Genomic DNA, 13,794 nt, shown 5'->3' with positions numbered 1-13,794 from the left:
CCAGTACATCCGTGGTCGCGCGGTGCCTTCAATAGACAGCGTTCTGGTTAATGAATCCTTAGCGTTGCGCGCTGGCCTGCGACTTCACATAGGCAATGTAGCCTCTGACATCGCCGGCCGGCTCGGCATAGGCCTGGCCGAGTTTCTTCTCCATCGCCGCGACATACTCCTTGGCCCATTTTGGCAGCGCATAGTCGATGACGGCCAGGAACTCCAGCGTCGATGCCAGGCGTATGTCGGCGATCGACGGGTGCTTGCCGCCGATGAACGGCTTGCCGTCCCTGAAGAAGGAGTGAAACACCTCCAGCGGCTCGGCAATCGCCGCCATGGCGGCCTTCTGCGCCTCGGACTTCTTCTCCGGATGAGCGTCGCTATGGCCGACCTCGCCGGCATAGTGCGGGAAACCCAGCGCCGGATAGGTGGCGCGCGCCACATACGGGTAGAGCGTGCCGATCAGGTAGAACATGGCGCTGTCGACCATCGCCCGCTTGGCCGGTGCCTTGGGATAGAATTTCTCCAGCCCGTGCTTGTTGGCGAGATACTGCATGATGGCACAGCTCTCCCACAGCACGCCGCGCGGCAGCCCCTTGTCCTCGATCATCGGCGTCAGATGCGCCGGATTGCGCGCCATATATTCCGGCGACCGCGTGTGGCCCCAGGCGTCGGTCTCGGCGGCGTCGAACCCGGCTGCACGGGCAAACACCCGAACGGTCATGTTGTTGACGCTTGGCTTCAGCATCGAGAGCTTCAGCGCCGGTTTTTTCGCGGCCTTGGCCTTCGGCGCGGATTTCTTGGCAGCCGGCCTCGTCGCGGTTTTGGCGGCCGGCTTTGCGGCTGCCTTCGGCGCGGCCTTTACGGCCGCTTTTGCCGCCGGCTTCACTGCCTCTTTTACTGCTGGCTTGGCCGCTGGTTTGCCAGCGCTCTTAACTGTCTTTGCCATTGTGGTCCTCCCCTTTTGCTGGCCGTCAGTATGGATTCTTCGGCGTCCGGTCGTCTGACAAGGTCGCGCGCGACCATTCGACCAGCGTCTGGATTGCGTCGGCAAGGTGCACTTCGGCGATGTTGTAGTCGCCGCGCACAACGCGCAGCTTGTGCGCCTGCATCAGCACATCGGCGTGGGTGAAGCCGGCCGGCGGCTCGAAGCGGTAGGACGCCAGCTCGATCAACAGGCCGAGCGGATCCTCGAAATAGATCGAATCCATGAAGCCGCGATCCTTGACGCCGCTGTGCTTGATGGCGCGTTCGTCGAGCCGGGCGACCGCCTGCAGGAAAGTGACGCGCGACACCGAGAACGCAATATGATGGACGCAGCCCGGTTCGGTGGGCGTGCGCCGCTTGACCGGCGTGCGGCTCTCGTCGGTGAAGACGGTGATCAACCTGCCGTCGCCGGGATCGAAATAGAGATGGCTTTCGCTTGGCTTGTCGAGATTGGGTTGCTCGAAAATGAATGGCATGCCGAGCACGCCCTCCCAGAAATCGATCGAGGTCTGGCGGCCGGCGCCGACGAGGGTGATGTGATGGACGCCCTGCGACTGCAGTTTCTGCATCGGTCTCCTCCTCGCCGACCCTCGCCTATGTTCCCCGGCGTCTTGCGCGCCGCAAAGAGCCCTTTGGCTAGGCTTCGTACAGTGATGCTAGTGCAATTGGCAGCGCCGCGCCAGAAGCTCGCGGAGACTGCCGGCGCTGGATGGTGAAAGAGGCTTAAGGTTGCATGACCTGAGGCTACGCAACGGCTCTGAGTTCGGCCTCCGCCAGGGTACCCAGGCCCGCGCATTCGGCACATGCCATGGTCTGCCCGGGACAGCCGGCCCGATGCGTGCCTTGCGGGCAGCAATGCCCTTTCGACTCACGCCATTTCAAGCAATCGAAAACCTGCCCGCTGCCGTGACAGCACGGGCATATCATTTTTGCCGAACTCATACCTGCTATGCCCAACCAAATCCGCGTTGCCGCAGATGCTATCCCCGCACCGCAAGTAACAGAGATCGCTACGCTTTCAAGCGTCGCGGTCTGACTTAAATTGGGTGTATCTGTGACGCGGATTTGCCGGGTTTTCGCTGATGCCGCCGACCCTCGCGGTCACACGCGATCCGCGCGGCTGCTGCCCGAAATTGTCGATGATGCGGAAGGAAAGCGGTTGCTTGGTACGCCCAAGGGGAATCGAACCCCTGTTCCCGCCGTGAGAGGGCGGTGTCCTGACCGCTAGACGATGGGCGCGTTCAAGAACCGGCGATATAGGCTGACGGTTTGGAAAAAGCAACTGGGCTTCGAACGGCCGGACCGCTTCTGTGCAATCTCGGTTTGCGGACTTAGCGTTTCGGCTCGATCAGGTCCCACAGATTGCCGTAGAGATCGGCGAAAACCGCCACGGTGCCGTACGGCTCATGGCGTGGCGTTTCATGGAAATCGCCGCCGTTTTCCAGCATCGTCGCATGGTCCCTGGCAAAATCGTCGGTTTCGAGAAACAAAACCACGCGGCCGCCGGTCTGGTCGCCGACGCGGCTTTTCTGCACATCGTCCAACGCTTCCGCCAAAAGCAGCCGGGGGCCTTGCCCGGCCGACGGCGTCACCGTCACCCAGTGCTTGCCGTCACCGAGATCGATGTTGTCGCAGAGCGCAAAGCCAAGCTTGCCGACATACCAGGCAATCGCCTCGTCATAATCGGCGACGACGAGCGTAACGGTTGCTATGCGGCGATGGTCGGCAAACCCGGTCATTGTTTCGGCCCGCTCATTTGTTGCGGATGGCGAAGCGGCCGATGATACGGCGCTCGGCGATGTCGTAGACGAAGATGGTGCGGCTGCCGTCGCTGAGCTCGGCGTCGATTGAAATTCGATTGCCCGACAGAGCCTGGCTGATCACCTTGGCTCCGACCGGGAGCACTATGTCGGCCGCGAGCGGCTCGCCGGGCGGAATTGGAATGTCGTTGGCGAGCGGCGGGTTCGCGGGCGGCGCTTTGCGCGATTTGTAGACAATGGCCGCGATCACCACCATAAGGGCCAGCAAAAGCAGGCCGAGATTGATGGCCATGAAACGGATGAGCCTGCCGCGCACCTTTTCGATCTCGGGATCGAGCGGCTTTTCTTCTTCATCGGCAACGGGCCGGGCCATGGCAGAACTTTCCGGAACTTTTTTCGATGAGCGCTCATAGCGAAGAGACCCCTGAATTGATAGAGGCTGGACAATTCATAGAGGCGGCGCCGACCGTGCTCGAAGCCGGCGCGGAAGCGGCCGGCCAGCGCCTCGACCAGTGGCTGGCGAGCGCCCTCGGGCCTGACATGTCGCGCAGCCGGGTGCAGATGCTGATCCGGCAAGGTGCCGTTTCGATCGACGGCAAGCCGGTCGACGAGACCAAGCGCAAGATGAGTGCCGGCGAGCGCGTATCGGTCGTCATGCCCGAGCCGGAACCGGCCGAACCGCAAGGCGAGCCCATCGTGCTCGACGTGCTTTATGAGGACGACGAGCTGATCGTCATCAACAAGCCGGCCGGCCTCGTCGTCCATCCCGGCGCCGGCAACTGGACCGGCACGCTGGTCAACGCCCTGATCCACCACTGCGGCAACAGTCTTTCCGGCATTGGCGGCGTCAGGCGGCCGGGCATCGTCCATAGGCTGGACAAGGAAACGAGCGGCGTCATGGTGGTGGCCAAGACCGACCGCGCCCACAAGGCGCTGTCGGAGGCCTTTGCCGACCACGGCCGCACCGGCGACCTCGAACGTGCCTATCTGGCGCTGGTCTGGGGAATCCCGTCGCGGCCGGCCGGAACGGTCGATGCGCCGCTTGGCCGTGCCGCCGACCGCGTGCGCCGCGCCGTCGTGCCGGAAGGCCGTGACGATGCCCGCCACGCCGTGACCCATTTCACCGTCAAGGAGCGTTTCGGCGAGGGCCAGCAGGCGTTCGCCACCGCCAGCCTGGTCGAATGCCGGCTGGAAACCGGCCGCACCCACCAGATCCGCGTCCACATGGCCCATATCGGCCATCCCGTCATCGGCGACCCCGATTACGGCCAGGCCTTCCGCACCAAGGCCAACCGGCTGCCCGAGCGGCTGAAGGGTCAGGTCAAGGCATTTTCCAGGCAAGCTTTGCATGCCTGGCTCCTTGCATTTCGGCACCCGGCTACCCATTTATCGATGAGGTTCGAGGCGCCGATACCGGGGGACATGGAGGAACTCGTCGGCGGCTTTCGCAAACTCTGAACCCGAGCAATTCCAGGAAAAGCGTGAAACGGTTTTCCGTCCGGAATTGCGTCTAAACAAGCCAGCTAAAACCTGAGCGGCATTGTTCACTTCAGCGTGACACACTGTTTCGTGTTGAACAAATGCCTGTCTTTTCTGGTTTTGTTCCTATATAAATCAGCTGCCGCGGGCGAGCCTTTTGGTGCTCGCGTCACATGCCCGCCGCGTTTCGGGGGCATCACTCCAATAGAGAGGGGGCGCAATCATGGCCCAGTCACTACCTAGTATTGTTTCCGGCGAAGGCGGCCTCAGCCGCTACCTGGAAGAAATCCGCCGCTTTCCGATGCTTCAGCCGCAGGAAGAGTACATGCTCGCCAAGCGTTACGCCGAGCATGAAGACACCAGCGCTGCGCACAAGCTCGTCACCAGCCACCTTCGGCTTGTTGCCAAGATTGCCATGGGCTATCGCGGCTACGGCTTGCCGATCGGCGAAGTGATCTCGGAAGGCAATGTCGGCCTGATGCAGGCCGTCAAGAAATTCGAACCCGAGCGTGGCTTCCGCCTCGCGACCTACGCCATGTGGTGGATCAAGGCCTCGATCCAGGAGTACATCCTGCGCTCGTGGAGCCTGGTCAAGATGGGCACGACCGCCAATCAGAAGCGCCTGTTCTTCAACCTGCGCAAGGTGAAGGGCAAGATCCAGGCGCTGGACGATGGCGACCTCAAGCCCGACCAGATCACCGAGATCGCCACCAGGCTGAACGTGTCGGAAGCCGAAGTCGTGTCGATGAACCGCCGCCTGTCGGGCGACGCGTCGCTGAACGCGCCGATCCGCGCCAGCGAAGGTGAATCCGGCGAATGGCAGGACTGGCTGGTCGATGACCACGAAAGCCAGGAAGACATGCTGATCGAGCAGGACGAACTGGAAAACCGCCGCGGCATGCTGTCGGGCGCTCTGGCCGTGCTCAACGATCGTGAGCGGCGCATCTTCGAGGCCCGCCGCCTCGCCGAGGAGCCGCTGACGCTGGAAGAACTGTCGTCCGAGTTCGACATCAGCCGCGAGCGCGTGCGCCAGATCGAGGTGCGCGCCTTCGAGAAGGTGCAGGACGCGGTCAAGGCCGCCGCCAAGCGCCAGATGCAGGCGCTGCGCACGATCGAGGCGCAGCCGGCGGCCTAAGGCTGGGTTCGGTTAAGGAACAGAAGGCGGCGTCGGGAAACCGGCGCCGCCTTTTTTGTTTTGTCGTCCGTCGGCGGTTAGCGAAAGTCGGACAACAGCTGATCTCCCCCCTTGAGGGGGAGATGTCCGGCAGGACAGAGGGGGGCGTGACGGATCGCAGCTTGCGATTTTAACTATCCCCAACCTGGAATTGTTCGAGCACACAGCCAAAGGTCAGCGGGACAGCACCCCCCCNCCCCCTCTGCCCTGCCGGGCATCTCCCCCGCAAGGGGGGAGATCGGCAGCTTCGCCACTGCCTTCTCAAAGCCCATCAAGCGGAAACTTCAGATACCGCCTCCCATTGGCCTCCGGTTCCGGCAGCCGTCCACCATTCATGTTGACCTGCAGCGCATGCAGGATCAGCCGCGGCATCGGCAGTGTCTTGTCGCGCGCTTCGCGCAAGTCGACGAACTCGGCTTCGCTGCGCGCCGCAACGAGGTGGATATTCTTTGCCCTCTGCTCGGCGACCGTGCTCTCCCAGCACGGCTCGCGGCCGCCGGCCTGATAGTCGTGGCCGACGAACACGCGCGTATCGTCCGGCAGCGCCAGAATGCCCTCAATCGAATGCCACAGCCGCGCGGCACTGCCGCCGGGAAAGTCCGTCCTTGCCGAGCCGCTGTCGGGCATGAACAGCGTGTCGTGGACGAAGGCGGCGTCGCCGACGACATAGGTGATCGAGGCGAGCGTGTGGCCGGGCGAGAACAGCACCTTGACCGGCAGGTTGCCGATCATGAACGTTTCGCCTTCCCCAAACAGCCGGTCCCACTGCGAGCCGTCTGCGGGGAAATCCGGCCAGTTGTAGATCGCCTTCCACAGCGCCTGGACTTCGATGATCCTGTCGCCGATCGCCGTCGGCGCGCCGGTCTTTTCCCGGAGATAGTGCGCCGCCGAGAAATGATCGGCATGCGGATGGGTGTCCAGGATCCACTCGAGCTCCAGCCCGTTTTCGCGGATAAAATCCAGCAAGGCGTCGGCATTCTTCGTCGCCGTCGCGCCGGATTTTTCGTCGAAATCGAGGATCGGGTCGATGACGGCGCAGCGTCTCGTCACCGGGTCGGTGACGACATACTGGATGGCGCCGGTCGGCTTGTCGTAGAAGCCGGCGACCTCAGGTTTGGCCGAAGCGATGTCCAATGTCCGGCCCCCCTGCCCCTTGCCCGACAGGAACCGTTTTCTCCGTCGGGTTGAACAAGAGCATGGTCATCTGGCAAAGCGCGCCGGTCAAGCACGCCTTGCCACAAATAGGACTGAAGCCCCAAATAGCTCCGACGGAGAAAACCTAGGCTGACGGCTGCTTGGTCTTCCTGAGATAGGGCAGGATCGTCTCGAAAGCGCCAAAACGCTTGACCGCATCTTCGTTCGAAACCGCGGCGGTGATGATCACATCCTCGCCCTGCTTCCAGTTGGCCGGCGTCGCCACCTGGTGCTTGGCCGTCAGCTGCATGGAATCGACCGCGCGCAGGATCTCGTCGAAGTTGCGGCCCGTCGTCATTGGGTAAGTCAGCACCAGCTTGATCTTCTTGTCCGGCCCGATGACATAGACCGAGCGCACCGTGGCGTTGTCGGCCGGCGTGCGGCCTTCCGACGTCTCGCCGGCGCCCGCCGGCAGCATGTCATAAAGCTTGGCCACCTTGAGGTCCTTGTCGCCGATCAGCGGGTAGTTCACCGTCTGGCCGGTCGCCGTCTTGATGTCGGCCTGCCACTTGTCGTGGCTCGCAACGGGATCGACGGAAATGCCGATGACCTTGACGTTGCGCTTCTTGAACTCGCCTTCGAGCCCCGCCATCGTGCCCAGCTCGGTGGTGCAGACCGGGGTGAAATTCTTCGGATGGCTGAACAGGATCGCCCAGCCGTCGCCGATCCAGTCATGAAACTTGATCGGCCCTTGCGTGGTCTCGGCGGTGAAGTCAGGCGCGATGTCGTTGATACGAAGGCTCATGGCATTATTTCCCCAGCAACAGATTTCGTCAGGAGCGGCCGTGGACGGCGTCAACGCTCCGGCATTCCCGCATCTTAGCGCAAAAATCGCGGCTGCAGGACAATAGGAAACTATTATTGGCGACGGAACGAGCACTTTCGTTCTACGGACCGACGTTGGGCCGACAATCTTTCGTTTGTGCGGGGAAGGCTCAGGCCTTGTTGACCGCCAGCGACGTGGCCAGGTCTTCCATGCGCTGGGCGAGCGCGCCGAGCGCGCTGGTCAGCACGGTGTCGTTCTTGTCGGCCTTGGTCAGCGCTTCGTCGCGAGTCTTGCGCAGCGTCTGCACTTCGGTCTCCATGCCCTTGACCCGCTTCTGCAGCTCCGAAAGCTCGTCCATCACCATGATGCCGGCCATCACCGTCAGCCGCTGGTCGCCGATCTCGCCGAACGAATCCTTCAGATGCGAGACATAACGGTCGAACCGCTCGGCGAGGTCGATCAGGTGCTCTTCCTGACCCTCGTCGCAAGCCATGCGATACTGCTTGCCGTCGATGGAAACCGTGACCTGTGCCATGGCCTGCAGCTCCTACCTGTCCAGCACCGCGCGGATGGTTTCCATGGCGGTCACCAAGCGGCGCGACACTTCCTTGTTGGCATCTTCCAGCCGTTCGGCGCGGGCTTCGGAATTGTCGAGTTCCTGCGCCAGCCGTGAACGGTCGGCGTTCATGCGCTGCACCTCAGCCTCGGCTTCGGAATAGTCGCGCTCGTGCTCGAGCTTGGCCGCGACGGCGTTTTCCAGCCCCTCGATGGCCTTGCCCAGCCTGTGGATGACTTCCTTGAGTGTGGTTTCGCCGGTCATGGCCTTCGTCCTGTGCCCTGCCCATCACCGAATCGCTTCGCGTTCAGAACGCGTTAACAAGGAAACATTAGGCACCGGGTGAAGGCAACGTCAACAAAGCTCTCGCGACTGTCCCCCGCTAACGCTAATGTAGGTCGCCCCATAAGGTCTCAAAGCCATCACAAGACCGGCAAATGTGCAGCCGATTTGTTGACTAAAAGCCCGTGGCTGCTATGTGTCGCGCACTCTTTCCTGGGCTCTGCCAAGCCCACAAATCCCCACCCCGGAGGTACCATGACGTCGCGTGAACAACATGACCGGATGGCCAATGCGATCCGTTTTCTCTCCATGGACGCCGTCGAGAAGTCCCAGTCCGGCCATCCCGGCCTGCCCATGGGCTGCGCCGACATCGCCACAGTGCTGTTCACCCGCTTTCTGAAATATGATCCGAAGAACCCCCATTGGCCGGACCGAGACCGCTTCATCCTGTCGGCCGGCCACGGTTCTATGCTGCTCTACTCGCTGCTGCATCTGACCGGTTACGAGGACATGACCCTCGACCAGATCAAGCATTTCCGCCAGCTGGGTTCCAAGACTGCCGGCCATCCCGAATACGGCCATGCCACCGGCATCGAGACGACGACCGGCCCGCTCGGCCAGGGTCTCGCCAATTCGGTCGGCTTCGCGCTCGGCGAGCGCATCATGAACGCCGCCTTCGGCAACGACCTCGTCGACCACTACACCTATGTGCTGGCCGGCGACGGCTGCCTGATGGAAGGTGTTTCCCAGGAAGCCATCGCGCTGGCCGGCCACCTCAAGCTCAACAAGCTGATCGTCTTCTGGGACAACAACAACATCTCAATCGACGGTCCGGTTTCGCTTGCAGACAACACCGACCAGGTCGCCCGCTTCCAGGCCTCGGGCTGGAACGCCAGCCACATTGACGGCACCGACCCCGAGGCGATCGCCTACGCCATCGAAGCCGCCCGCCATTCCGACAAGCCGACGATGATCGCCTGCAAGACGACCATCGGCTTCGGCGCCCCGACCAAGGCCGGCACCAACAAGGCGCACGGTTCGCCGCTCGGCGCCGACGAGATCGCAGGCGCGCGGAAATTCTTCAACTGGGACTCGCCGCCCTTCGAAATTCCGGCCGACATTCTCGACTCCTGGCGCACCGCCGGCAAGGCCGGCGTCAAGCCGCGCACCGACTGGGAAGGCCGGCTCGCCAAGGCCAAGCCCGAGCTGAAGGCCGAGTTCGAGCGCCGCCTCGCCGGCAAGCTGCCGTCGAATTTCGATGCCGTCATTGCCGACTACAAGAAGAAGCTGTCGGCCGACAAGCCGAAGGTCGCCACCCGCAAATCGTCGGAAATGGCGCTGGAAGTCATCAACGGCGCGGTGCCGGAAACCATCGGCGGCTCTGCCGACCTGACGGGCTCCAACAACACCAAGACCAGCCAGACCAAGAACATCACGCCGGACGATTACGGCCAGCGCTATGTCCACTACGGCATCCGCGAGCATGGCATGGCGGCCGCCCTCAACGGCCTGACGCTGCATGGCGGCCTCATCGCCTACGGTGGCACCTTCATGTGCTTCTCCGACTATGCCCGTCCGTCGATGCGGCTGGCGTCGCTGATGGGCATCCGCTCGATCTTCGTCATGACCCATGATTCGATCGGTTTGGGCGAAGACGGCCCGACCCACCAGCCGGTCGAGCACCTGGCGGCGCTCCGCGCCATCCCCAACCACAATGTCTTCCGTCCGGCCGACGCGGTGGAAACCGCCGAATGCTGGCAGATTGCCATTGAATCGGAAAAGACCCCGTCCACCCTGGCGCTGACCCGCCAGAACCTGCCGACGGTGCGCACCGAGCACTCGGCCAGGAACCTCTCGAGCCAGGGCGCCTATGAACTGGCCGCGGCGAGCGGCGAAGCGGCGGTGACGATCTTCGCGACCGGCTCCGAGGTCGAGATCGCGCTCGGCGCCCGTGATTTGCTTGAAAAGCATGGGCACCCGACCCGCGTCGTCTCGGTGCCTTGCTTCGAACTGTTCGACCGGCAGAGCGACGCCTATCGCAAGGAGACGATCGGCAACGCGCCGATCAAGATGGCGATCGAGGCCGGCATCCGTCAGGGCTGGGATCACCTGATCGGCTCCGACGGCATCTTCATCGGCATGACCGGCTTCGGCGCTTCCGGCACCATCGAGCAGCTCTACCCGCATTTCGGCATCACCGCCGAAGCCGCGGCCAAGGCGGCGGAAGCCCGCCTGCACGGCAAGTAAGATCAGGGTCAGTCCCGCGCACCTCCAAGGCGGATTCGCGGGGCTGGACCAACCTAATCGATTTAAATTCGGCGTTCTGCGGCTGGATTCTTGTGCCATCCGCCGCTATGAAGCTGCGGACCCATCTGCCGCCTCCAGCTCCCAGGGAGAGTAAAATGACCGTCAGAGTTGCCATCAACGGATTTGGCCGCATCGGCCGCAACATCCTGCGCGCCATCCATGAATCCGGCCGCAAGGACATCGACGTCGTCGCCGTCAACGACCTCGGCCCGGTCGAGACCAACGCGCATCTGCTGCGCTATGACAGCGTGCACGGCCGCTTCCCGCACGAAGTGTCGGTCTCGGGCGACCAGATCACCGTCGGCAAGGAGACCTTCAAGGTCACCGCGATCAAGGACCCGGCGCAGCTGCCGTGGAAGGAGCTCGGCATCGACATCGCGCTCGAATGCACCGGCATCTTCACCGCCCGCGACAAGGCTGCCGCGCATTTGACCGCCGGCGCCAAGCGCGTCGTCGTCTCCGCGCCTGCCGAAGGTGCTGACCTCACCGTCGTCTACGGCATCAACCACGACAAGCTGACCAAGGACCACATCGTCATTTCGAATGCGTCCTGCACCACCAACTGCCTGGCGCCGCTGGCCGCAGTGCTGCACGAGACCGTCGGCATCGAAAAGGGCATGATGACGACGATCCACTCCTACACCGGCGACCAGCCGACGCTGGACACCATGCACAAGGATCTCTACCGCGGCCGCGCGGCTGCCCTGTCGCAAATCCCGACCTCGACCGGTGCGGCCAAGGCGATCGGCCTGGTGCTGCCCGACCTCAAGGGCAAGCTCGACGGCATCTCGATCCGCGTGCCGACCCCCAACGTCTCGGTTGTCGACTTCAAGTTCATCGCCAAGCGCGCCACCACCGTGCAGGAGGTAAACGAAGCGGTGATCGCTGCCTCCAACGGCAAGCTGAAGGGCATTCTCGGCGTCACCCATCATCCGAATGTGTCGATCGACTTCAACCACGATCCGCGCTCGTCGATCCTGGCGCTCGACCAGACCAAGGTCATGGACGGCAACTTCGTTTCGGTGCTGTCCTGGTACGACAATGAGTGGGGCTTCTCCAACCGCATGGCCGACACCTCGGTCGCCTTCGGCAAGACCATCGCCTGATCTGAAGGCATCGTCTCGCAGCTTCGAACGCCCGGCTGTGCCCGGGCGTTTTTCGTCAGCGCGCCGGGCAAGGCGCGCCGAGCCGCCAAACGCCGGAAAATCAGCGGCATAAGGCAAAAAGCCATCCTTGCGCCTTGCACCGGCCATTCCTTCGCCCCACTCTCCCGTGAATCGGTAGAAAGAGGAATTCGAGGGGCAAATCACGGATGGAGCATGCGATCTATCTCGTCACGCTGGTCGGCACAGCGCTAGTCGTCGCCGCAGCGTTCTCGAGCCTGATCGCCTTTCGCTTCGGCGCCCCTTTGCTGCTGCTCTTCCTCTGCATCGGCCTCGCCAGCGGCGTCGATGGTCTCGGTATCGAATTTGACAATGCGCGCGTGGCATATTTTGCCGGCTCACTGGCGCTGGCGGTCATCCTGTTCGATTCCGGTTTCGGCACGCCGCTCAACGCGCTGCGCCAGGCGGCCGGCCCGGCGCTGTCGCTGGCGACCTTTGGCGTAATCCTGACCACTGGCCTGTTCGGCGCCGCCGCCTATTACCTGCTCGACCTCAGCTGGCTGGAATCCTTCCTGCTTGGAGCTGCCGTCGCCTCGACCGATGCGGCTGCGGTGTTCTTCCTGCTGCGCGCCGGCGAAATCAATCTGCGCGAGCGCGTGCGCGCGACACTGGAAGTCGAATCCGGCACCAACGACCCGATCGCCATCTTCCTGACCATCACGCTGGTCGAGATCATCGCCGCCCACGCCAATCCCGAGACCCATGTGCTGGTCACCGACCTGATCCTCGGCTTCCTCCTCAATATGGGGCTCGGCGCCGTCGTCGGCGTGCTTGGCGGGCTCGGCATCGTGCGCCTCGTCGACCGGCTCAACCTCGACCATGGCTTGCTGCCGATCTTCGTGCTGACCCTGTCACTGATGGTGTTCGCCGCCGCCGGCGCCATTGGCGGCTCGGGCTTCCTGGCGGTCTATCTCGCCGGGCTGATTGCCGGCAACTCCGACATCCGCGCCGTCACCATCCTGAAGCGCTTCCAGGACGGCATGTCGTGGCTGGCACAGATCATTATGTTCCTGATCCTCGGCCTGTTCGCGACACCCTCGCAGTTTCCGGCGATCATGGTGCCGGCGGTGCTGCTCGGCCTGTTCCTGATGTTTGTCGCGCGCCCTGTCGCCGTCTGGCTCTGCCTGATCCCGTTCCGCCTGCCGCGTCCCGAGATCGCCTTCGTCTCCTGGGTCGGCCTGCGCGGCGCCGTGTCCATCCTGCTTGCCATCACCCCACTGCTCGGCGGACTGGAGAACGGCCGCACCATCTTCAACGTCGCCTTCATCATCGTGCTGGTATCGCTGGTGGTGCAGGGCTGGTCGGTCGGTCCGCTGGCGCGCCGGCTCGGCCTGATCGTGCCGGCGAGACTCGGGCCGCTCGACAAGGTCGAACTCGAACTGCCGGGCTCCGCCCACCACGAACTGCTCGCCTACCGCGTCGCGCCCGGCAGCCCGGTGGCGCGCGGCGAGCGCATCCCGCGCTGGGCACGGCCCTCGCTGGTGCTGCGCGACGGCCGCTCGATGCGTTTCCAGGACATGGGCCGGCTCGCGGCCGGCGACCAGGTCTACATCTTCGTGCCCGACCGCTATCCGCGCCTGCTTGACAAGCTGTTTGCCAGCCGCGCCGTAGTCGACCCCGAGGATGCCGACTTCTTCGGCGCCTTTGCCGTCGATCCCGCCCGCTCGGCCGCAGAGCTCGAGGCCGCATACACTCCGGGATTGAGCGAAGCCGAGCAGAAGCTCACCGTCGGCGCGCTGGTGACGGCGCGGCTCGGCGGCCATGCCGAATATGCCGACCGGGTGCTGATCGGCCCGATCGAATTGATCGTCCGCGACGTCGACGACAAGGGCAAGATCACCGGTCTCGGCCTCTCCTTCGAGCCGACCGCGCCGGTGGCGCGGGTTCCGGTGTTCCTGAGCGCCGGCGAGATCGGCGATCGGGTCTCCGCCTTCATCCGCAACTGGCACAAGCCGACCGAGACGCAGACTGCAGAGGCGATAGCCAATGAGAAGGCCCTTGAGCCGACGGCGGAAAAGATAACGACCGAAGGCTGACAAGCGATCGGTTCACGCTGACGTCCCGCATCATCACGACAGCCTTCGCCTTGATCTCAAAATTTAGCTCGCACCCCGGCTCAAGCCTTGCATCGTCAT

General features: G+C 63.4%; 13 protein-coding genes and 1 tRNA gene. 5 read left to right on the top strand and 9 right to left on the bottom strand.

Translation table 11 applies throughout. From position 1 onward, the window contains the following. Window positions 1–58: 58 nt before the first annotated feature. From X750_RS141140 to X750_RS141160, 5 genes are all read right to left on the bottom strand, one after another. A complete protein-coding gene (locus tag X750_RS141140) occupies window positions 59–940 on the bottom strand; it encodes a glutathione S-transferase family protein (RefSeq protein WP_023748345.1) in 882 nt (293 codons plus the stop codon). 25 nt (window positions 941–965) lie between these two features. Next, on the bottom strand, window positions 966–1,547 hold the full coding sequence (locus X750_RS141145; RefSeq protein WP_023748344.1) for a VOC family protein: 582 nt from the start codon (window positions 1,545–1,547) through the stop codon (window positions 966–968). 595 nt (window positions 1,548–2,142) lie between these two features. Beyond that, window positions 2,143–2,217, bottom strand: a tRNA-Glu gene (locus X750_RS141150). A gap of 92 nt (window positions 2,218–2,309) precedes the next feature. Continuing rightward, on the bottom strand, window positions 2,310–2,717 hold the full coding sequence (locus X750_RS141155; protein ID WP_023748343.1) for a VOC family protein: 408 nt from the start codon (window positions 2,715–2,717) through the stop codon (window positions 2,310–2,312). A 13-nt stretch (window positions 2,718–2,730) separates the two neighbouring features. Next, window positions 2,731–3,111 carry a hypothetical protein gene (locus tag X750_RS141160; protein ID WP_023748342.1) on the bottom strand — a complete coding sequence of 127 codons (381 nt, stop codon included), beginning with the start codon at window positions 3,109–3,111 and terminating at the stop codon, window positions 2,731–2,733. A gap of 26 nt (window positions 3,112–3,137) precedes the next feature. On the opposite strand from X750_RS141160, the gene X750_RS141165 reads away from it, so the two are divergent. Together X750_RS141165 and rpoH are read left to right on the top strand one after the other, a co-directional pair. Next, complete coding sequence (locus X750_RS141165) at window positions 3,138–4,196, top strand: RluA family pseudouridine synthase (protein ID WP_023748341.1); 1,059 nt, start codon at window positions 3,138–3,140, stop codon at window positions 4,194–4,196. A 244-nt stretch (window positions 4,197–4,440) separates the two neighbouring features. Further along, window positions 4,441–5,352, top strand: coding sequence for an RNA polymerase sigma factor RpoH (gene rpoH / locus X750_RS141170; RefSeq protein WP_023670124.1), 912 nt, complete (start codon window positions 4,441–4,443; stop codon window positions 5,350–5,352). Window positions 5,353–5,652: 300 nt separating this feature from the next. Here rpoH and X750_RS141175 read toward each other — a convergent pair whose 3' ends face one another. From X750_RS141175 to X750_RS141190, 4 genes are all read right to left on the bottom strand, one after another. Beyond that, complete coding sequence (locus X750_RS141175) at window positions 5,653–6,525, bottom strand: MBL fold metallo-hydrolase (protein ID WP_023690091.1); 873 nt, start codon at window positions 6,523–6,525, stop codon at window positions 5,653–5,655. Between the two features lie 145 nt (window positions 6,526–6,670). Further along, the gene (locus tag X750_RS141180; protein WP_023670126.1) at window positions 6,671–7,330 is read right to left on the bottom strand and encodes a peroxiredoxin; all 660 of its coding nucleotides are present in this window, start codon (window positions 7,328–7,330) and stop codon (window positions 6,671–6,673) included. 190 nt (window positions 7,331–7,520) lie between these two features. Next, complete coding sequence (locus X750_RS141185) at window positions 7,521–7,886, bottom strand: cell division protein ZapA (protein ID WP_023670127.1); 366 nt, start codon at window positions 7,884–7,886, stop codon at window positions 7,521–7,523. A gap of 12 nt (window positions 7,887–7,898) precedes the next feature. Next, window positions 7,899–8,171, bottom strand: a complete 273-nt coding sequence (locus X750_RS141190; protein ID WP_023670128.1) for a DUF4164 domain-containing protein — start codon at window positions 8,169–8,171, stop codon at window positions 7,899–7,901. A gap of 273 nt (window positions 8,172–8,444) precedes the next feature. Between X750_RS141190 and tkt the strand changes: the two genes are divergently transcribed. From tkt to X750_RS141205, 3 genes are all read left to right on the top strand, one after another. Next, complete coding sequence (gene tkt / locus X750_RS141195) at window positions 8,445–10,436, top strand: transketolase (RefSeq protein WP_023748340.1); 1,992 nt, start codon at window positions 8,445–8,447, stop codon at window positions 10,434–10,436. A 155-nt stretch (window positions 10,437–10,591) separates the two neighbouring features. After that, window positions 10,592–11,602 (top strand): type I glyceraldehyde-3-phosphate dehydrogenase, encoded by a 1,011-nt coding sequence (gap, locus tag X750_RS141200; protein ID WP_023748339.1) that lies wholly within the window; start codon window positions 10,592–10,594, stop codon window positions 11,600–11,602. A 206-nt stretch (window positions 11,603–11,808) separates the two neighbouring features. After that, the gene (locus tag X750_RS141205; RefSeq protein ID WP_023696439.1) at window positions 11,809–13,695 is read left to right on the top strand and encodes a potassium/proton antiporter; all 1,887 of its coding nucleotides are present in this window, start codon (window positions 11,809–11,811) and stop codon (window positions 13,693–13,695) included. Window positions 13,696–13,794 lie beyond the last annotated feature (99 nt).

Source organism: Mesorhizobium sp. LNJC391B00, from assembly GCF_000502535.1.
Classification (GTDB): Bacteria; Pseudomonadota; Alphaproteobacteria; order Rhizobiales; family Rhizobiaceae; genus Mesorhizobium.
The sequence above is the reverse complement of the archived record's forward strand: the minus strand, read 5'-3'. Positions and strand labels throughout refer to the sequence as shown.

Excerpts from the sequence above, each read along its gene's own strand:
- X750_RS141140 (WP_023748345.1), bottom strand. The coding sequence starts at position 940 with ATGGCAAAGACAGTTAAGAGCGCTGGCAAACCAGCGGCCAAGCCAGCA.
- X750_RS141145 (WP_023748344.1), bottom strand. The coding sequence starts at position 1,547 with ATGCAGAAACTGCAGTCGCAGGGCGTCCATCACATCACCCTCGTCGGC.
- X750_RS141155 (WP_023748343.1), bottom strand. The coding sequence starts at position 2,717 with ATGACCGGGTTTGCCGACCATCGCCGCATAGCAACCGTTACGCTCGTC.
- X750_RS141160 (WP_023748342.1), bottom strand. The coding sequence starts at position 3,111 with ATGGCCCGGCCCGTTGCCGATGAAGAAGAAAAGCCGCTCGATCCCGAG.
- X750_RS141165 (WP_023748341.1), top strand. The coding sequence starts at position 3,138 with ATGAGCGCTCATAGCGAAGAGACCCCTGAATTGATAGAGGCTGGACAA.
- rpoH (WP_023670124.1), top strand. The coding sequence starts at position 4,441 with ATGGCCCAGTCACTACCTAGTATTGTTTCCGGCGAAGGCGGCCTCAGC.
- X750_RS141180 (WP_023670126.1), bottom strand. The coding sequence starts at position 7,330 with ATGAGCCTTCGTATCAACGACATCGCGCCTGACTTCACCGCCGAGACC.
- X750_RS141185 (WP_023670127.1), bottom strand. The coding sequence starts at position 7,886 with ATGGCACAGGTCACGGTTTCCATCGACGGCAAGCAGTATCGCATGGCT.
- X750_RS141190 (WP_023670128.1), bottom strand. The coding sequence starts at position 8,171 with ATGACCGGCGAAACCACACTCAAGGAAGTCATCCACAGGCTGGGCAAG.
- tkt (WP_023748340.1), top strand. The coding sequence starts at position 8,445 with ATGACGTCGCGTGAACAACATGACCGGATGGCCAATGCGATCCGTTTT.
- gap (WP_023748339.1), top strand. The coding sequence starts at position 10,592 with ATGACCGTCAGAGTTGCCATCAACGGATTTGGCCGCATCGGCCGCAAC.
- X750_RS141205 (WP_023696439.1), top strand. The coding sequence starts at position 11,809 with ATGGAGCATGCGATCTATCTCGTCACGCTGGTCGGCACAGCGCTAGTC.